The sequence below is a fragment of the Deltaproteobacteria bacterium genome, from assembly GCA_016875225.1.
Taxonomy (GTDB): Bacteria; Myxococcota_A; UBA9160; order SZUA-336; family SZUA-336; genus VGRW01.
Window position 1 is genome coordinate 17,685 of sequence record VGRW01000036.1, and the last position, 17,358, is coordinate 35,042.

Annotated in this window: 20 protein-coding genes and 1 pseudogene; 12 read left to right on the forward strand and 9 right to left on the reverse strand. The window is 70.3% G+C overall.

The genetic code is table 11. The features are described 5' to 3' along the window. The first annotated feature begins 68 nt into the window (after positions 1-68). Genes selD through FJ108_10410 form a run of 4 tightly spaced genes read left to right on the forward strand, consistent with a single transcriptional unit; the run spans position 69 to position 3,135 of the window. A complete protein-coding gene (selD, locus tag FJ108_10395) occupies positions 69-1,043 on the forward strand; it encodes a selenide, water dikinase SelD (GenBank protein ID MBM4336306.1) in 975 nt (324 codons plus the stop codon). Further along, the gene (locus tag FJ108_10400) at positions 1,040-1,828 is read left to right on the forward strand and encodes an outer membrane lipoprotein-sorting protein (protein ID MBM4336307.1); all 789 of its coding nucleotides are present in this window, start codon (positions 1,040-1,042) and stop codon (positions 1,826-1,828) included. Before selD ends, FJ108_10400 begins: the two co-directional genes overlap by 4 nt. 9 nt (positions 1,829-1,837) lie before the next feature. Further along, positions 1,838-2,866, forward strand: coding sequence for a chromosome partitioning protein ParB (locus tag FJ108_10405; GenBank protein ID MBM4336308.1), 1,029 nt, complete (start codon positions 1,838-1,840; stop codon positions 2,864-2,866). Continuing rightward, positions 2,863-3,135, forward strand: a complete 273-nt coding sequence (locus tag FJ108_10410) for an acylphosphatase (GenBank protein MBM4336309.1) — start codon at positions 2,863-2,865, stop codon at positions 3,133-3,135. The genes FJ108_10405 and FJ108_10410 overlap by 4 nt, the downstream gene beginning before the upstream one ends. Here the strand turns inward: FJ108_10410 and FJ108_10415 are convergent. Both FJ108_10415 and FJ108_10420 read right to left on the reverse strand, forming a co-directional pair. After that, on the reverse strand, positions 3,132-4,601 hold the full coding sequence (locus FJ108_10415; GenBank protein MBM4336310.1) for a choice-of-anchor D domain-containing protein: 1,470 nt from the start codon (positions 4,599-4,601) through the stop codon (positions 3,132-3,134). The two genes, FJ108_10410 and FJ108_10415, sit on opposite strands and share 4 nt — an antisense overlap. 36 nt (positions 4,602-4,637) lie before the next feature. Next, positions 4,638-5,918 (reverse strand): cytochrome P450, encoded by a 1,281-nt coding sequence (locus FJ108_10420; protein MBM4336311.1) that lies wholly within the window; start codon positions 5,916-5,918, stop codon positions 4,638-4,640. Here FJ108_10420 and FJ108_10425 point away from each other — a divergent pair. After that, a complete protein-coding gene (locus FJ108_10425; GenBank protein ID MBM4336312.1) occupies positions 5,917-6,438 on the forward strand; it encodes a YaiI/YqxD family protein in 522 nt (173 codons plus the stop codon). The two genes, FJ108_10420 and FJ108_10425, sit on opposite strands and share 2 nt — an antisense overlap. Before the next feature lie 12 nt (positions 6,439-6,450). Here FJ108_10425 and FJ108_10430 read toward each other — a convergent pair whose 3' ends face one another. From FJ108_10430 to FJ108_10450, 5 genes are read right to left on the reverse strand one after another with little or no spacing between them, the layout of a single operon-like run. After that, entirely contained in the window at positions 6,451-7,017 is a 567-nt protein-coding gene (locus FJ108_10430) for a pyridoxamine 5'-phosphate oxidase family protein (protein MBM4336313.1), read from the reverse strand. Positions 7,018-7,026: 9 nt separating this feature from the next. Continuing rightward, positions 7,027-7,404: a hypothetical protein gene (locus FJ108_10435; GenBank protein MBM4336314.1), complete on the reverse strand. Its 378-nt coding sequence runs from the start codon at positions 7,402-7,404 to the stop codon at positions 7,027-7,029. Continuing rightward, positions 7,401-7,700 carry a hypothetical protein gene (locus tag FJ108_10440; GenBank protein MBM4336315.1) on the reverse strand — a complete coding sequence of 100 codons (300 nt, stop codon included), beginning with the start codon at positions 7,698-7,700 and terminating at the stop codon, positions 7,401-7,403. Before FJ108_10440 ends, FJ108_10435 begins: the two co-directional genes overlap by 4 nt. Positions 7,701-7,726: 26 nt before the next feature. Further along, a complete protein-coding gene (locus FJ108_10445; protein ID MBM4336316.1) occupies positions 7,727-8,485 on the reverse strand; it encodes a hypothetical protein in 759 nt (252 codons plus the stop codon). A 46-nt stretch (positions 8,486-8,531) separates the two neighbouring features. Next, positions 8,532-9,497 carry an SDR family oxidoreductase gene (locus tag FJ108_10450; protein MBM4336317.1) on the reverse strand — a complete coding sequence of 322 codons (966 nt, stop codon included), beginning with the start codon at positions 9,495-9,497 and terminating at the stop codon, positions 8,532-8,534. A gap of 49 nt (positions 9,498-9,546) precedes the next feature. Between FJ108_10450 and FJ108_10455 the strand changes: the two genes are divergently transcribed. Then, the gene (locus tag FJ108_10455) at positions 9,547-10,452 is read left to right on the forward strand and encodes a TIGR01777 family protein (GenBank protein ID MBM4336318.1); all 906 of its coding nucleotides are present in this window, start codon (positions 9,547-9,549) and stop codon (positions 10,450-10,452) included. Between the two features lie 13 nt (positions 10,453-10,465). Here the strand turns inward: FJ108_10455 and FJ108_10460 are convergent, their stop codons facing one another. Both FJ108_10460 and FJ108_10465 read right to left on the reverse strand, forming a co-directional pair. Then, entirely contained in the window at positions 10,466-11,023 is a 558-nt protein-coding gene (locus FJ108_10460) for a YqgE/AlgH family protein (protein ID MBM4336319.1), read from the reverse strand. A 9-nt stretch (positions 11,024-11,032) separates the two neighbouring features. Then, positions 11,033-12,142, reverse strand: a complete 1,110-nt coding sequence (locus FJ108_10465; protein ID MBM4336320.1) for a beta-lactamase family protein — start codon at positions 12,140-12,142, stop codon at positions 11,033-11,035. Between the two features lie 26 nt (positions 12,143-12,168). On the opposite strand from FJ108_10465, the gene FJ108_10470 reads away from it, so the two are divergent. The 6 genes and pseudogenes from FJ108_10470 to FJ108_10495 form a co-directional block, all read left to right on the forward strand. Continuing rightward, positions 12,169-12,771 carry a hypothetical protein gene (locus FJ108_10470; protein ID MBM4336321.1) on the forward strand — a complete coding sequence of 201 codons (603 nt, stop codon included), beginning with the start codon at positions 12,169-12,171 and terminating at the stop codon, positions 12,769-12,771. Between the two features lie 19 nt (positions 12,772-12,790). Then, positions 12,791-13,408 (forward strand): class I SAM-dependent methyltransferase, encoded by a 618-nt coding sequence (locus tag FJ108_10475; protein MBM4336322.1) that lies wholly within the window; start codon positions 12,791-12,793, stop codon positions 13,406-13,408. Between the two features lie 26 nt (positions 13,409-13,434). Then, positions 13,435-15,513: pseudogene (locus FJ108_10480) on the forward strand (SAM-dependent DNA methyltransferase). 95 nt (positions 15,514-15,608) lie between these two features. Beyond that, positions 15,609-16,217 (forward strand): transcriptional regulator, encoded by a 609-nt coding sequence (locus FJ108_10485; protein MBM4336323.1) that lies wholly within the window; start codon positions 15,609-15,611, stop codon positions 16,215-16,217. Continuing rightward, the gene (locus FJ108_10490) at positions 15,941-17,002 is read left to right on the forward strand and encodes a nucleotidyl transferase AbiEii/AbiGii toxin family protein (GenBank protein ID MBM4336324.1); all 1,062 of its coding nucleotides are present in this window, start codon (positions 15,941-15,943) and stop codon (positions 17,000-17,002) included. The genes FJ108_10485 and FJ108_10490 overlap by 277 nt, the downstream gene beginning before the upstream one ends. Beyond that, positions 16,999-17,358: hypothetical protein (locus tag FJ108_10495; GenBank protein MBM4336325.1), on the forward strand; the 360-nt coding region annotated here is incomplete at its 3' end. The genes FJ108_10490 and FJ108_10495, both read left to right, overlap by 4 nt.

Here is a 17,358-nt window from a genome sequence, read left to right on the forward strand (position 1 = left end):
TGAGCGAGGTGCGCCTCACCGAGCTCGCGCCTGGCGGGGGTTGAGCCCGCAAGCTCGGCGCCGAGGACCTGGTCCAGGTCCTTCGCGGGCTCGCGCCCTTCGATCACCCGTGGGTCTCCGGCGAGGTCGGACCCATGGAGGATGCCGCGCTCGTCTGCCCGGAGAAAGGCCCGGGACTCGTCGTGACCGTCGACTTCATCACGCCGATCGTCGACGAGCCGGAGGCCTACGGGGCGATCGCGGCCGCGAACTCGCTCTCCGACGTGTACGCGATGGGCGGCGAGCCGATGGTGGCGCTGGCGGTCTGCGGCTTTCCGGACGATCGGCTGGCGAAGGACGTGCTCGCGCGGATCTTCCGCGGCGGGCGCGACAAGGCGGCCGAGGCCGGCTGCGCGATCGTGGGCGGGCACACCGTGGTCGATTCGGAGCTGAAGTACGGGCTGGCCGTGATCGGCACGGTCGATCCCGAGCGCGCGCTGCTGCAGACGCGTGCGCGCGCGGGCGACAAGCTGGTGCTGACCAAGCCGATCGGCACCGGGATCGCGGCGCAGGCAATCAAGTCGGGGATGCTGGCGGCGGAAGATCTCTCGCAAGTGATTGCGCAGATGAGCCAGCTCAATCGCGCGGCCAAGGACGCGGCGCTCGCCTGCGGCGCGCACGCGGCGACCGACGTGACCGGCTTCGGGCTGCTCGGCCATCTACACAATCTGGCGTCGGCCTCGGAGCTCGCGGCGCGCGTGCGGGCGTCGGCCGTGCCGGTGCTCGAGTTCGCGCGCGGGCTCGCGCGCGCCGGGAAAGTGCCCGGCGGCACGCGGCGCAACCTCGCCTGGGTCGAGAAGGCGGCGAGCTTCGCTTCCGGGACTGCGGACTTCGAGAAGCTGATCCTCTGCGACGCGCAGACCTCGGGCGGGCTCCTGATCGCTTTGCCGCCGGAGCGCGAGGCGGAGCTGCTCGCGGATCTCGCGCGGCGCGGCACGGCCTGCGCGGCGACGATCGGCGAGCTGGTTCCGGGCGCGGCCGGGGCGCTCGAGATCGCGAGGTGACTCCGCGCGGCTGGCTCGGCGCGGTCTGCGTGCTCGCCGCGGCTTCGGGGCAGGCCGCGGCCGGCGATGCGCTGCCGCTCTCCTCGGCCGAGGTCGCCTCGCGCTGGCACGGACGGCTCGCCACGCGCCACTTCAGCGCGAAGGTTCGCATGCAGATGGACCTGGGCGGGCTGCTCGAAGAGAGGAGCATGCGCGTGTACCGCGACGACGAGGGTGGCCGCGGCGAGCGCGTGCTGATCCGCTTCGACGCGCCGCCGGACCTGCGCAACGTCGGGCTGCTCTACCTGGAGCACGCGGACCGGCCAAACGACTACTTCCTGTACCAGCCCGCGGTGAAGCGGATCCGCCGGCTTCCGCAGTCGATCGCCGACGACGACGTGTACGGGATCGACCTCGAGTTTCTCGGCTTCGGCATCGCGCAGTCGGCGCCGACCGAGCTCTCCGGGATGACCCGCGAGACACTCGACGGGCGTCCGGTCTACCGGCTCGCCGAGACGGCCAGCCAGCCGAACCCCCGCTTCGAGACCCGGAGCACCTGGATCGACGCTTCGAGCTTCGTTCCGCTTCGCACCGAGCACCGACCCGGCGAGAGACTGGTCCTGGTCGCGGAGACGCTCGAGGTCGTGGACGTGCAGGGGGTGGTCACGCCGAAGCGCATGCGCTTCCAGAAGCCGATCGAGCGGCGCGAGGTGCTCCTGTACGTGGACGCGGTCGACTACGAAGCCCCGATCGCCGACGAGCATTTCTCCGCGCTCGCGCTGCTCAAGGCGCAGGCGCCGAAGTAGAATGGCCGCGTGGCCAGAGCCACTGCTGCGAAATCCGGTTCGAGGAAGCCGAGGGCGAAGTCGGCGGGCGCGCGCAAGCGCCTTTCGCCCGCCAAGGAGAAGCGCGGTCTCGAGGCCGCGGCGGCCCCATCCTCGGTTGATGCGCCGGAGCTGGCTGCGCTCGCCGGGCAGGTGCACGCGGCCGGGGGCGCGGCGATCGGCGCGTACCGAGATCCGCTCGGCTCGCACCCGCTTCTGCTCGCGGTGCTGCCGCTCGACGCGATCGAGCCGACCCCGTTCCAGCGCGATCTCTCGCCCGCGCACGTGAAGCGGCTGGCGCAGAAGATCGACGAGGCGCGCGCGTTCCTCGACCCGCTGATCGTCGTGCGCGGAGCCAGCGGAGGCTTCTGGACGCCGAACGGGAGGCACCGTCTGGCCGCCGCGAAGCTGCTCGGAATGCGCGCGATCACCGCGCTGATCTCGGACGACGAGGCGCTCGCGTTCAAGATCCTCGCGCTGAACACGGAGAAGGCGCACAACACCCGCGACCGCAGCCTCGAGGTGATCCGCATGGCGCAGGCGCTGGCCGAATCGCGGCCGCGCGCACGCGAGGCCGAGTTCGCAAGCGAGTTCGAGCTCGCGCCGTACCTGACGCTCGGCCTCTGCTACCAGAAGGAGTCGCGCTTTCCCGGCGGCACGTACCTCTCGTTCCTGCGCAAGGTCGACCGCTACTCGCCGAAGTCGCTGGCCGCCTCGCTTCGCGAGCGCGAGGGCTGGGCCTCGCGGCTGCTCGAGATCGACCGGCTCGCAACGAAGGCGGTCGCGAAGCTCGCGGCGCGCGGCTTCCGCTCGCCGTACCTGCGCGCGTTCGTGGTCGCGCGCATCAACCCGGTGCGCTTCGTCAAGCTGAAGAAGGCCGAGACGGGGCCGGCGATGGCGATCGGCGCGGCGCTCACGCGCATGACCGCGAGCGCCCGAAAGTTCGACCCGGACGCCGTGCGCGAGCGCGACCTGCAGCTCGCGGCCGCGGCTTCGGGCTCGGCGCCCGACGCGGAATGAGGCGCGTACACGTGTTCGTGTCGGGGCGCGTGCAGGGCGTCTTCTTCCGCCGCGCGACCCACGCGCAGATGCGCTCGCTCGCGCTCGCGGGCTGGGTGCGCAACCTGCCCGACGGGCGCGTCGAGGCGGTCGTCGAGGGGAACGCGGCGCGCGTCGAGCTGGCGCTGGCATTCCTGAGGCGCGGACCGCCGCACGCGAGCGTGTCGAGCGTCGAGGTGATCGACGAGCCGTGCACCGGTCTCGAAGGCGAGTTCGAGCTGCGGCCCTAGGGCGACGCCTCGGTTCCGGCTCCGCTGAGCTCGACCGAGGCTCCGCCGCCGCCGGTCAGCATGAGCGTCCCGGTGCGCGAGCCGGTCGCGCTGGGCGTGAAGCGGACGCGGATCGTCGCCGTCTCGGCGGACTCGGGATCCAGCGAGTACTCGATCGAGGTCGCTGTGGGGAAGAAGGCGAAGTCGCTCGAGCCGCTGAGCGTGGCGGTTCCGGTTAGAGCTCCGTCGCCCGGGTTCGAGATCGTGAACTCGATCGTCTCGGAATCCCCGACCGCGACATCGGGAAATTCTCCGGCGGTCGGATCGACCGCGATCTCGGCCACGCCCCCGACACCGGTGAGCGTCACCGTCGCGCCGCCCGCGCCGCCGGCGACGCGGAACACGATCTCGCCCGAGTATGTCGTCGCCTCGCTCGGATCGAAGACCACCGAGAGCCCCCCTGCCGCGTCGCCCGCCTCGAGATCCGAGAAGGCCGTCGGGTCGACCAGCGAGAATGCCGCTTCGCTCCCGCTCGGGAGCGCGGCCTCGCCCGAGAGCGATCCAGTGCCGATGTTCTCGACCGAGATCACGTAGAGCCCGGTCTCGTCGAGTCGAACCGCGCCGAAGTCGATCGCGAGCGGTGTGACCGAGAGGATCGGCTCGACCGCCTCGTCGAGCTTTCCGCTCGCGCGCACCTGCCGATCCGCCGCGAGCTCGAGATCGAGCTTCGGCGCCGTGCCCCCGGTCGGAACGCGAAGCCGGCCCTTCGCGATTCCGCTGCCGAAGTGGGTCGAGTCGTCGAGCAGGCCGTACACGCGCTGGTTCGGGCCGAGCATGAGCCGCCCCGCGATGTCGACGGCCGTCTCCTCGATCCGGTCGATCCGGGCCGGGCCGGTGCCCGTGAAGTCGTAGGCGGGCACACCGAGCCCTGTGTTCGTGCGGACCGTGAGGTCGTAGATGCGGCTGCTCACCGATTGGCCGCCGAGCTGTGCGGCGTCGCTTCGGCCGCTCAGCACCTGGAACGCCGCGGGCGCGCGCCGGCCGTCGACGATCACGCGCAGGGCCGCCACGCTGTCGCTCGCGACCGTGCCGCGAAGCGCGAGCCGCGCGCGCGAAGGGCTGGGCTTTCCCTGCAGCAGCGCGAGCACGCCGACCGGCGCGCCATCGTCCGGGTCGACGAGCTCGAGCTCGCCGACCACGTTGCCGCGCGAGTCGAGCCCGATCGTCTGTCCGGCCGCGATCTCGAAGAAGTCGCCGAGCGCGCGTGAGAAGCCGAAGCTCGGCTTGCCGGTGAGCTCGACGTCCTCGACCCGGTAGGTCGCGAAGCTCGGCTCGGAGAGCTGGATCAGGAGCGCGCCGGCGTCCTGGCCGCCGAGCGAGAACCACCAGGTGCCCGCGAGGCTCTCGTAGCTCTCCGTCTGCGCGCGCGCCGGCCCCGCGCAGAGTGCGACCCAGAGCGCGACCAGCGCGGCGGCGCGAATTCCCAAGCGCGGCTCTCCCGGACCGACCGGGCGGTCTCGCGCCTAGCATGAACCGCCGGGCGTGAACCTGCACGGCATGCGCTTGATGCCGTGGATGAAGTTCGAGCGCAGCATCTCGGGCGCGCCGCTGATCTCGAGATCCGGAAGGCGGCGCAGCAGCTCGCGGAACACGACCGTGATCTCGCGCCGCGCCAGGTTCGCGCCCAGGCAGTGGTGCGCGCCCGGTCCGCCGAAGCCGACGTGCTCGTTCGGCGCGCGCGTGACGTCGAAGCGGTACGGCTCCTCGAACGCGGCCTCGTCGCGATTCGCGGAGTTGTACCAGAGCACGATCTTCTCGCCCGCGCGAAGCTTCTGGCCGCCGAGCTCCGTGTCCGCGGTGACGGTGCGGCGGAAGTGGATCACGGGCGAGGCCCAGCGCACGATCTCCTCGACGGCGGAGGGCGCGATCGCCGCGAAGTCGCCCACCCACTTGCGCCGCTGGTCCGGGTGGTCCGAGAGCGCCTTCATGCCGTGGCTGATCGCGTTTCGCGTGGTCTCGTTCCCGGCCACGACGAGAAGCACGAAGAACGACGCGAGCTCCTGGTCGGAGAGGCTCTCGCCGTCGACCTCGGCGCTCAGCAGCTGCGAGGTCAGGTCGTCGGTCGGGTTCTTGCGGCGCTCGATCGCGAGCTCGTTCATGAGCTGCGCGAGCCCGCGCCCCGCGTCGAGCGCCGCGATCAGCGGGCTGGTTCCCGGAGTCACGTACTCGGGGTCGCCGAGGCCCAGGATGATGTTGGTCTGCTCGAAGACGAACCGAGTCTGGCTCTCGGGAATGCCCATCATGTCGCAGATGATTCCCAGCGGAAGCGGGGCGGCGATCATACCCACGAAGTCGCACTCGCCCCGGTCGATCACGGCGTCGATCAGCGCGGTGGCCCGCCGCTCGACGTCGTGCTGCAGGCTCGCGAGCGCGCGCGGCGTGAAGCCCCGCGCGACGATCCGCCGCAGCCGCGCGTGGCGCGGGTCGTCCATCGCGATCATCGAGCCGAAGAACTCGTTGAGCTCCGCCGGCAGGTCGACGATCTGCACGCCCCTGCCCGAGCAGAACAGATCCGAGCGCCGGCTCGCGGTCAGCACGTCGGCCATCCGCGTCACCGACCAGTAGCCCGGCCCCTTCGGCAGCGGGATCTCCGGCGGCGGCGTGAACTCCTCGTGAAACGACATCGGCCGCTCGCTCCGAAGAAGGGCGAACGCGCCCTCTCGATCCTCGGCGGGCGCGTTCCAGAACTCGGGGTCGTCGAAGCGGATCTGGTCGACGCTCGCGGGAAACCTGGGCTCGAACATGGGGGGAGACTCCTTCTTCGCGGACCCTGCGGGTCGCAGTGCTAACGTGCCCAAAGGGGAGGGCGCCCTGATCAGGATGATCGTCGACGCGGACGCGTGTCCGGTGAAGGAGGAGATCTACTCCGTCGCCGCGCGCCACGGCGTGGCGGTGACCCTGGTCGCCAACTCGAGGCTGCACGTCCCGGCCCGGACGCGCGCGGAGATGGTGGTCGTCGACGGCGCTCCGGACGCGGCCGACGACTGGATCGCGGAGCACGTACGCAAGTCCGACGTGGTCGTCACCGCGGACATTCCCCTGGCCTCGCGCTGCCTGGCCGCGGGCGCGCACGTCCTTTCCGGCAACGGCCGGGTCTTCACCGAGGACTCGATCGGCGGGGCGCTCGCGACTCGGGACCTGTTGCAGAGCCTTCGCGATTCCGGCATCGCCTCGCGCGGCCCGAGCCCGATCAGCGCTCGGGACCGCTCGCGCTTCCTCTCGAAGCTCGACGAGCTGCTCTCGCGAGTACTGCGCGAGCGCTGATCCGGTCGCGGTCTACGGCTTCTCGCGCGTTTCGGGCCAGCGCAGCGATGGCAGGCCGTCGAGGCTCGCGGCGTTGTGCTCGCGCTGGTACGCCACGAGTCCCGCCTCCTGCTTGCGCTCGGCCCACTCGATCATCTGGGTGCGCTCGCCCTCGAAGCGCATCAGCGGCACGCCGTAGCCGCAGGAGTCGCTGATGCGCGAGACGTCGACGCGGACGATCGCGCGGATCCCCGGCTTCGCGTCGAAGCGCTCCAGCAACTTCGCGAACCCAGCGTCGTTCGGCTCCAGGATCTCGCTTCGCCCGTGCAGCCGCAGGATCTTCGGCGGGCCCTCGAAGGCGCAGAACATGATCACGACGCGCCCGTTCTGCCGCGCGTGCGCGATCGTCTCCGCGCCGCTGCCGACGAAATCGAGGTACGCGACGCTGGTCGGGCCGAGGATCCGCAGCGTGTCGAGCCCCTTCGGCGAGCAGTTCACGTGCCCGTCGGGGCCGTTCGGGGCGCTCGCCACGAAGAAGATGTGCTGCTCGGCGATGAACGCGCGAAGCCTCTCGTCGAGCTCGGGGTAGACCTTGGCCATGGGGGCACTCTAGCGAAGGCGCGCGTCCGCCGCGGGGCTCGGGTCGGGGGCATCGGCGCGCCCGAACGTGGCCGCGACGACGTCCGTGCACAGGATCTCGCCGAAGACCAGGTAGGTCCAGCGCTCGCGCACGCGAACGCTGGCGACGTAGCGATCCCCGGCGCGCTCCTCGATCAGCGCCATCGCGCGCGGCAGCCGGTCGTTGGTCCACAGGGGCAGGAAGATCAGCACCTGCGCGCCGCACTCGGTCACCGCGTAGTCGATGCGGTCGTCGGGGTCGTACGCGACCGGCTCGCGCGGACCGAGCTGGGCGGGCGTCCCGGCGCACGCGCAGAGGAGCCACGCGAGCGGAAGCATCGAGAGCGTCTTCGCGAGCCGCGCGCTCATCGGATCGCGTCCCCGCGCAGGGTCGCGCAGCGGCGGCTTGCCAGACCCCAGTAGGACCAGCTCTCCCGCAGCGTGACTCCGACCAGACCGGTTGCGCCCGGAACGCTCGCGATCGCCTCGGAGCGCGCGCGCACGAGTCGATCCTTCGCGCCGAACTCGAGGAACTGGTGCCAGGGCAGGGCCAGGAAGTAAGTCGCGCAGCCCCTGCCCTCGGCCGGTCCGAGCTTCACGTAGCCGGCGGGCGGAAGCGGCGAGAGATCGACCCAGCCCGACGAGCACGCCGGAGTCGCGGCCAACGCGGCGAGCAGGATCAGACGAAGCGCTAGAAGCCGCACTCGACCGCAGCCGTGTTGTAGTTCGAGCCGTTGTGGACGCCGCCGAAGATGTCGACCAGGCCGAAGACGCCCGACCGGTGTGAGATCACCAGCCCCAGTGTGCAGGCGCGCGCGCGCTCGTTGCGGATCACGTCGCCGATGTTGAGGTCGATGCTGATGTCCAGGTAGTTCAGCAACTTCGAGGTTCCGTCGTCGTGGCGCTCGTCGTACTCGCGCTCGATCTCGGGCACGCGCCAGGCGTAGGAGAGCCCCTCGCCGAAGCCGATCCGCGTGCTGACCACCCGCTCCCAGGGAAACGGCCGCCAGTACATCTTCAGGTACGCGGTCTGCACGAAGGCGCTCCGACCGCCTCTCTCGCCGGTGCCGTGGAGCTGACCGCCGAGCCGCCAGGCGAAGTCGATCGGCCAGTCGCGCCAGTCGTCGACCAGCGGGCGCCCGATGTCGATCCCGATCAGGCCGGCGTTCCCGCTGTCGACGTCGAAGTCCCCGCCGACGATCTCGCCCAGGCTGCTGTCCGTCCCGTAACCGGCGTTGATTCGCGCGGTCCAGGCGTCGCGGAACCAGACCTCGCGCTCGCGCACGGGAATCACCGGGACGTCGGGCTTCACCAGGTAGAGGCCGGGATCCGGGGCGAGGCTCACTTCGGGTGGGTCGTCCTGTGCCAGGCCGACTGCGGGCTGCAGGAGAAGCCCGGCCAGCGCGAGCGCGGTCACGACGAGCCGCTCCAGAGACGGGAGTCTTTGCACGGGCGATCCAATACCACGCATCGTGCGCGCGGTCACGCCTTTGCTTCTATTGCCCGATCGCCCAAGTGCTCTGCGACTGCAGCCGCTCCATGAAGCTCGTCTCGTAGGCTTCCTCGGGCGTCTCGCGCACCAGCCGGTCGAGCACCTCCGCGTCGGCGCCGACCAGGATGCGCCAGCGTTCCTCTCGCACGCCGTCCAGGATCACCTTCGCGGCGGCCGCGGCGGTCATCGGCGCCGCGTCGCGGAAGGCTTCGCCCAGCATCTGCAGGCCCTGGCGGATCTGCTCGTTCGAGGCCGCGCCGACCGCGAGCCCCATCCGCTCCATCCGCTCGCGCGCGTCCTCGAGCTGCGCGTCGCTCATCTCCTTGGGGTCGCGACCGAGGATGCGGCTGGAGTTGATCACGATGCCCGTGCCGATGTGCCCGGGCATCACGAGCGAGACCTTCACGTGCGGCGCGTTGTTGCGCAGGTCGTTGATCAGCGCCTCGGTGAAGCCCTTCACGGCGAACTTCGCGGCGCTGTATGCGGTGTGCGCGGAGCGCGGGCCGAGCGACGCCCAGAAGCCGTTCACGCTGCTGGTGTTGATCAGATGGGCCTCGCGGCTGGCGAGCAGCATGGGCATGAACGCGCGCGTGCAGTAGTACACGCCGCCCCAGCACACCGCGAAGGTCTTGTCCCACTCCTCGCGCTCGTCGAGGACGAAGCTTCCGCCGCCGCCGATTCCCGCGTTGTTGAACAGCAGGTCGATGTGCTTCGCCTGGTGCTGCTCGGCGACCGCGGCGCGGAAGGCGATCACCTGCCGCTCCTCGGAGATGTCGACCTTGTGCGTGGTCACGCGCACGTCGGTCTTCGCCGCGGCTCGCGCGAGCGATCGGGTCTGCGCCATCGACTCCTCGTTCACGTCGCAGAGCGCGACGTGGCAGCCGTCGCTGGCGAGCGCGATCACGAGCTCGCGCCCCATCCCGCTTCCGCCGCCGGTCACCACCGCAAGCTTGCCGCCAAAGCTCTTCATCAGGATTCCTCCCCGGTTTTTCGCCATGCTACCGCGTCGGGAGGATGCGATGGCCGCGGGCGGGGCGAGGATCGCGATCAGCGGAGCGTCGGGCCTGGTCGGTCGCCGACTCGGCAAGGCGCTCGAAGCCGATGGGCACACGCTGCTCCGGCTCGTGCGCCGCGAGCCGGCCCGGCGCGGCGAGGTGCTCTGGGATCCCGCGAGCGGCCGGCTCGATCCCGCCGCGCTGGAGGGGATCGACGCGTTCGTGCACCTCTCGGGAGAGAGCATTGCCTCGGGGCGCTGGTCGACCGCGCGCAAGCGCGAGATCGTCGAGAGCCGGACCGTGACCACGCGCCTGGTCTCCGCGGCGCTCGCGCGGCTGGCCTCGAAGCCCGTGCTCGTCTCGGCCTCCGCGATCGGCTACTACGGCGACCGCGGCGGCGAGTGGCTGGACGAGACGAGCCCCCCCGGCCGCGGCTTCCTGCCCGAGGTCTGCGTCGAGTGGGAGCGCGCCTGCGACGCTGCTCGAGCGGCCGGCCTGCGCGTGGTGAACCCGCGCATCGGCGTGGTCCTGGACCCGTCGGGCGGTGCGCTCGCGGCGATGCTCCTGCCGTTCCGCTTCGGGCTGGGCGGCAAGCTCGGCAGCGGCTCGCAGTACGTCGCCTGGATCACGCTCGACGATCTGGTCGGCGCGATCCGACACTGCATCGTGTCGGAGACGCTCTCCGGGCCGGTGAACGCCGTGGCGCCGGCGCCGGTCACGAACGCGGAGCTCACCACCGCGATCGCGCGGGCTCTGGGCCGGCCCGCGTTCCTGCGCGTGCCTGCTACGGCGCTACGCCTCGCGCTCGGAGAGGCCGCCGACGAGCTCCTGCTCGGCGGCGCGCGCGTCTCGTCCCGGAAGCTCGAAGCGAGCGGCTACGAGTTCCGCGATCGCGACGTCGATCGGGCGCTCGCCCGGCTGCTCGGCTGAAGTCGCGCGCGCGTCAGTGCACGCCGACGCCGGGGACCAGCGAGCTCGGCTCGATGCCCAGCGAGCGAAGCGCCTGCTCCCACATCTTCTCGGCGGGCGTGTCGAAGATCAGCGCGGGCGTGACGTCGGCCGTGAGCCACGCGCCCTGCGCGAGCTCGCCCTCGAGCTGCTGCGCGCCCCAGCCGGCGTAGCCGGCGAAGAAGCGCAGCCTGCGCGGCGGCTTCTCGACCAGCGTCCGAAAATGCTCGGGCGCGGTCGACAGCGCGATCCCGTCGGACACGTCCACCGTGCCCTCGCCCGCGATCGCGGCGCTCGGCTCGTGCAGCAGCCAGCCGGACTCGGGTGAGACGGGGCCGCCGATCCAGAGCACGGCCTCCGGATCGCCGCGCCAGCGCAGGCCGAGCGGCGACATCACCTCGATCACCGGCGTGTCGCTGGGCCGGTTCACGACGATTCCGAACGACCCCTGGTCGTTGTGCTGGACCATCAGCACGACCGCGCGCGCGAAGTTCGGGTCCTCGAGCTGCGGCATCGCCAACAGAAGTCCCGGCGCGATCCCGCTCGTGCGCATTGGCGCAGTCTAGCCGCGCGCCGATCCGCTCGCCCGGTCGATCGCGGCGTGGATCGCGTCCGAGAGCGCACAGACCGCGCGCATTCCCGACATGGATTCGGCCAGGCCGTTGGAGAGGATCGCAGCGGCGACGTCGCGGCCCGGATCGCCCCAGCCGGTGTTCACCAGGAAGTGCCCGGCGTGACCGAACGTGCCGGGCGTGGCGCGCCGTCCGCAGTCGTCCACCGATGGCAGCACGTGCTTCAGGTGCATGCCGAGCCCCCAGGGCATGTCGCGGAGCATGGTGCGGTCGCGCGTTCCCACCACGTGCGGGAACGTCGCCGTGCGCACCATCTCGGGCGAGAGGATCCGTCCGTTGCAACCGCGGCCGCCGTCGAGGAGCGCGCGGTAGAAGGCGGCGAGCGTTCGCGCGCGCGCGATCCCGCCCGCGCCGGGAATCACCGCGGCGTGCGTGCGCGGATCGCTCCAGTACGCGGCCTCGCCCGCGCTCGGCGCGCCCTTCCGGTCGCGGGTGCGCACGGTCATCGGCGGCCCGGCCAGGTCCTGCGGGCGCCCCAGGCAGAACCCGTCGCGCGGCACGCCGAGCGGCTCGAGCACGCGCGCGAAGAGAGCGTCGGCGAGCGGCCGCCCGTCGAGGCGCTGGATCAGCTCGCCGACGATGAACCAGGCCGAGAGCGGGTGGTAGCCGCGGTCGGTGCCCGGCTCCCAGAGCGCCGGCATGTCGCAGACGAAGGCGAGGCTCGCGTCCCAGTCGCGCGCGATCCGGAACAGCGCCTTGCGCGTCTCGGGCGCCGAATCTGGAAAGCCACCGCGGTGGGAGAGCAGGTGCAGGATCGTGCAGCGCTCCTTCCCGTGGGTTCCAAACTCGGGGATGTGCTTGGCGACGCGGTCTTCGAGCGCCGCGCGGCCCTCGTCGACGAGCTGAAGCAGCGCGACCGCGACCAGCGGCTTGGTCGAGCTCCACAGCACGTACGTCGAGTCGACGTGCGCCGCCTCCCCGAGCGCGCGCTCGAAGACGAGCTCGCCGCGGAAGTCGACCGCGACTTGGAGCGACGGCCGCAGGCCCGATTCGATCTGGCGCGCCATCTCGCGCTCGAGCTCCGCAAAATCCGGCTCCATCGGCCGCGCATGATACTCTGCGGGCCATGGAGCTTTCCCTCTACTACGACTACGCGTGTCCCTGGGCGTACCTCGGCAGCTGTCGCGCGGAGGCGTACTTCCGCGACCTGGGGGTCGAGATCGAATTCCGGCCGGTGCACCTGGCGCGGCTGAAGGAGCCCGGCGTCGGCAAGCCGCCCGAGCTCGGCCCGCGCAAGCAGGCCAACGCGGTGAACGATATCCGCCACTGGGCCGAGGCGATCGGCGCCGAGATCTCGCCCGACGCGCGCGCGCTGTACAAGTCCGACACGTCGCTCGCGCTCCGCTGCGCGCTGGTGGCGAAGGACCAGGGCCGCTTCCGCGAGTTCCACTACCCCGCGTACCGCGCCCGCTGGGCGCGCGCACGCGACCTGGCGCAGGAATCGGTGCTCGAAGAGCTGATCGCCGGCGCCGGCCTCGACCCCGACACCGTGCTCGCGCGCGCGCGCACGCCCGAGCTCGAGGCGCGCCTCGAGCGCGAGACCCAGACCGCGATCGAGCGCGGCGTCTTCGGCGTGCCGACCATCTTCGTGGGCGACGAGATGTTCTGGGGCAACGACCGCTTCGAGCTGGTCCGCTTCTACGTCGAGAAGGCCGCCGAGCGCCTGTAGTGGGCGCGCCGCGCGAGTCGTGAGCGACCCGACCCGGAGCCACTGGGAGCGCGTCTACGAGTCGAAGCTGCCGAGCGAAGTCTCCTGGTACCAGCCGGTCCCCGAGCGCTCGCTCGAGCTGATCCGCGCGACCGGCGAGCCGCTCGACGCCCCGATCCTGGACGTCGGCGGCGGCGCGTCGACCCTGGTCGACCATCTGATCGCCGCCGGTCACTCCGATGTGAGCGTCCTCGACATCGCCGCGAACGCGCTCGAGCACGCGCGCGAACGCCTTCGAGACGCGGCCGCGCGCGTCACCTGGATCGAGGCCGACGTCACGCGCTTCGAGCCGAAGCGCGCCTACGCGATCTGGCACGACCGCGCGGTCTTCCATTTCCTGACCGACGCCGCCGACCGCGCGCGCTATCTGGCGGTGCTCCGCGCTTCGCTCCGACCGCGCGGCCACTTCGTGCTGGCCACGTTCGGCCCCGAGGGCCCCACGCGCTGCAGCGGCCTTCCGGTTCAGCGCTACTCGCTGGACGAGATCGTCGCGCTGCTCGGTCCCGGCTTCGCGCTTCGTGCGCACTTCCTCGAAGACCACCGGACGCCTTCGGGGGCGCTGCAGCAGTTCCTCTACGCCCGGTGGCAGGTCGAGTAGACTCCGATCCCCGGAGAAAGAGATCTGTGAATCACAGCGAGATCGTCAGCTTCATCTGGGGTGTCGCGGACCTGATCCGGGACACCTTCAAGCGGGGCAAGTACCAGGACGTGATCCTGCCGCTCACCGTGCTGCGACGTCTGGACTGCGTCCTGGCGCGCACGAAAGACACGGTCCTCGCCAAGCAAGCGGAGCTGCGGGGCAAGAAGCTCGAGAATCTCGACCCGCAGCTGCGAAAGATCGCGGGCTTCGCGTTCTACAACACGTCGCGATAGGACTTCGAGAAGCTGCTCGCCGACGCCCCGCACCTGGCGGCGAACCTGCGAAACTACATCGCCGGCTTCAGCGGGAACATGCGCGAGGTGATCGAGAAGTTCGACTTCGACAACACCATCAGCAAGCTCGACGAGGCGGGGCTGCTGTTCCAGGTGCTCGAGCGCTTCAAGAACATCGACCTTCACCCGGACGCGGTCGACAACCCGACGATGGGAACCGTCTTCGAAGAGCTGATCCGTAAGTTCAACGAGGCGCTGAACGAGAACCCGGGCGAGCACTTCACGCCGCGCGACGTCGTGCACCTGATGGTCGATCTGATGCTCGCGGGCGACGAGCCCGCGATCCGCGCCAAGAAGGCGATCCGCACCGTGTACGACCCGTGCTGCGGATCGGGCGGGATGCTGATGATCACCAAGGAGCACATCACCGTCGGCCTGCGCAAGAACGGCGACGTGCTTCGCCCCGCGATCAATCCGAACGCCGACATCCATCTGTTCGGGCAAGAGAGCGTTCCCGAGACCTGGGCGATCGCGAAGTCCGACCTGTTCATGAAGGACCCGACCGGCCGCGACGCAGACCACGTCGCGTTCGGCAGCACGCTCTCGAACGACCGCCACGCCGGCCAGAGCTTCGACTACCTGATCGCCAATCCCCCGTACGGCAAGGACTGGAAGCGCGACGAGGATTCGGTGCGCGCAGAGCACGAGCGCGGTGCGGCCGGCCGCTTCGCTGCCGGGCTGCCGCGGATCAGCGACGGCCAGCTCCTGTTCCTGCTGCACATGCTCGCGCACGTGAAGACCCCGAAGGACGGCGGCTCGCGCATCGCCATCATCATGAACGGGTCGCCCCTGTTCACGGGCGACGCGGGCAGCGGAGAGAGCGAGATCCGCCGCTTCGTCCTCGAGAACGATCTGCTCGAGGCGCTGATCGCGCTGCCCGAGCAGCTCTTCTACAACACCGGAATCGCGACCTACGTCTGGGTGGTGACGAACCGCAAGGCGCCGGCGCGGAGGGGCAAGGTTCAGCTCGTCGATGCCTCGTCGTTCTGGGTGTCGATGCACAAGAGCCTGGGCGACAAGCGGCGCGAGATCCCGATCGAGCGCGCGCAGGAGATCCTGAAGATCCTGGCCGCGTTCGAGGACGGCGAGACGAGCAAGGTCTTCCCGACCACGCACTTCGGCTACCGCAAGATCACCGTCGAGCGGCCGCTCCGGCTGAACTTCCAGGCGAGCCCCGAACGGATCGCGCGACTCGAAGACCAGAAGGGCTTCCAGGCGCTCGCGCAATCGAAGAAGAAGGGCGCCGCCGGCGCGAAGGAGCAGGCCGAGGGCCGCGCACTGCAGGACGCGATCCGCAAGCTCGTTCGTGCGCTGCCCGACACCTGCTTCAAGGACCGCGACGAATTCGAGCGCGCGCTCGATTCCGCCGCGAAGACCCACGGCCTGAAGCTCTCGGCGCCCGCCCGAAAGGCCATCCTCGCCGCGCTCTCCGAACGCGACGAGACCGCCGTGATCTGCCGCGACGCCGACGGCAATCCCGAGCCCGACCCCGAGCTTCGCGACACCGAGAGCGTGCCGCTCGCCGAGCCGATCGAGGTCTTCTTCGAACGCGAAGTGAGACCCCACGTGCCCGACGCCTGGATCGACACGTCCCGGCGCGACCCAAAGGACGGCCAGGTCGGCCTCGTCGGCTACGAGATCGGCTTCAACCGCTACTTCTACCGCTACACGCCGCCCCGGCCGCTCGAAGAGATCGAGGCCGACATCCGCGCGATCGAGGGCGACATCGTGCGCATGCTGGCGGAGGTGACGGGGTCCGCTGGAAGCTGACGCGAAATGCCGGCACCGAGTCGCTTCGCGCCGACGATTCGAGCTGGACAATAGAGTTGACACTTATCCATAAGTGATGTGAATCTTGTCCATCCATGGCGAGCGCCCGACAAGACCGAAAGGTGATCGACGCCTTCCGTCGCAACGGCGGAGTGCTGCGAACCGCGCACGCCCTTCGCCTGGGCGTGCATCGGCGGGATCTCTACGCGATGCGCGACGCCGGCACCCTCGAGCTCATCAGTCGAGGCGTCTACCGGCTGGCGGACCTTCCGGCTCTCGCCGACCCGGATCTCGTGACCGTGGCGACGCGCGTGCCGAAGGCCGTGATCGCCCTCGTCTCTGCGCTCCACTTCCACGGGCTCACGACGGAGATCCCCCACCAGGTGAGCATCGCGCTCCCGCGCGGGACGGCGTCTCCACGGCTCGATTGGCCGCCGCTGCGGGTCTATCGAATGAGCGGAAAGATGTTCAGCTCGGGGATCGAGACCCACGAACGCGACGGCGTCGCAATCCGGGTCTACGGCTGCGCAAAGACGGTGGCGGACTGCTTCAAGTTCAGAAGCCGCATAGGAATCGACGTGGCCGTCGAAGCTCTGCGAACGGGACTCGCCGAGCGGAAGTTCACGCCGGCAGAGGTACACCGGATGGCCAAGCTCTGTCGGGTCGACGCGGTCATCCGCCCGTATCTGGAGGCGGTGCAGTGAGCGACGCCCCGCTCGCGGCGCTGGTGCAATCGATCCAAGCACGGCTCAAGAACGAGGCAGCCGAGACGGGCCGGCCGTTCGTCGAGCTACTCGAGCTCTTCGCCATCGAGCGCTTCCTGCATCGGTTGGGGCGGTCGGAGCACCGGGAGCACTTCGTCCTCAAGGGGGGTCTGCTCCTTCGTCACTGGCTCGGCGCGGCGACGCGCCCGACGCGAGACATCGACCTGCTCGGCGCGGCAGGCATGGACGAGGAGCGCCTGCGCGCTCTCCTGCGAGAGGTCCTCGAGGTCGACGTGGAACAGGACGGCATAGCCTTCGCTCTCGATTCCATCGTCGTTCGCCGGATCCGAGTCGAGTCGCCGGTGCTAGGCCTGCGCGCGAAGTTCGACGCGCAGCTCGGCCGCACCAAGCTCCGTTACCAGGTCGACGTTGGACTCGGCGACGCCGTCTTTCCTCCGACGGAAGAGATCATCCCCGGGGGCCTGCTCGGCTTCCCCATGGCGAGCGTCCGCGCGTACACCGCGTACACGACCATCGCCGAGAAGCTCGAGGCGACCGCCATTCCCGAGGGGACTCTCGACGGGCTGCGCGTCGCATTCGCGGAGAGCTCCGCGAACGGCCGACATTGGCGGGCCTTCCTCGAGAAGAGCGGGCTGACAGCGGCGAAGTGCGATCTGCCCGAGACCGTCGCAGAAATCCGCCGCTTCGCCGATCCGGTTCTCGACGCCGCGAGGGAGCAGCGCTCGCTCGACAAGCACTGGCCGCCCGGAGGCCCGTGGCGATGACTGCACCTCGCTTCAAGCCGTACCCGGCTTACAAAAACTCCGGCGTCGAGTGGCTGGGGGCCATCCCCGAGCACTGGACTGTCGAACGAACGAAGTTCGTCGCGCGACTCCGCTCGGGCCACACGCCGAGCCGAAAGGAGCAGGAGTACTGGCAGAACTGCACGATCCCGTGGTTCGGTCTTGCGGATGTGTGGCAGATCCGCGACGGGCACGCCGAGCAGGTGACCGAGACGGCCGAGAAGATCAGCGAGCTCGGGCTTGCGAACTCTTCTGCGCGGCTCCTGCCCAGAGGCACGGTGATGCTCTCCCGGACGGCATCCGTCGGATTCTCCGCGATCATGGGGGTCGACATGGGG

Excerpts from the sequence above, each read along its gene's own strand:
- FJ108_10410 (MBM4336309.1), top strand. The coding sequence starts at position 2,863 with ATGAGGCGCGTACACGTGTTCGTGTCGGGGCGCGTGCAGGGCGTCTTC.
- FJ108_10425 (MBM4336312.1), top strand. The coding sequence starts at position 5,917 with ATGGGGGGAGACTCCTTCTTCGCGGACCCTGCGGGTCGCAGTGCTAAC.
- FJ108_10420 (MBM4336311.1), bottom strand. The coding sequence starts at position 5,918 with ATGTTCGAGCCCAGGTTTCCCGCGAGCGTCGACCAGATCCGCTTCGAC.
- FJ108_10430 (MBM4336313.1), bottom strand. The coding sequence starts at position 7,017 with ATGGCCAAGGTCTACCCCGAGCTCGACGAGAGGCTTCGCGCGTTCATC.
- FJ108_10435 (MBM4336314.1), bottom strand. The coding sequence starts at position 7,404 with ATGAGCGCGCGGCTCGCGAAGACGCTCTCGATGCTTCCGCTCGCGTGG.
- FJ108_10450 (MBM4336317.1), bottom strand. The coding sequence starts at position 9,497 with ATGAAGAGCTTTGGCGGCAAGCTTGCGGTGGTGACCGGCGGCGGAAGC.
- FJ108_10455 (MBM4336318.1), top strand. The coding sequence starts at position 9,547 with ATGGCCGCGGGCGGGGCGAGGATCGCGATCAGCGGAGCGTCGGGCCTG.
- FJ108_10460 (MBM4336319.1), bottom strand. The coding sequence starts at position 11,023 with ATGCGCACGAGCGGGATCGCGCCGGGACTTCTGTTGGCGATGCCGCAG.
- FJ108_10465 (MBM4336320.1), bottom strand. The coding sequence starts at position 12,142 with ATGGAGCCGGATTTTGCGGAGCTCGAGCGCGAGATGGCGCGCCAGATC.
- FJ108_10470 (MBM4336321.1), top strand. The coding sequence starts at position 12,169 with ATGGAGCTTTCCCTCTACTACGACTACGCGTGTCCCTGGGCGTACCTC.
- FJ108_10485 (MBM4336323.1), top strand. The coding sequence starts at position 15,609 with ATGGCGAGCGCCCGACAAGACCGAAAGGTGATCGACGCCTTCCGTCGC.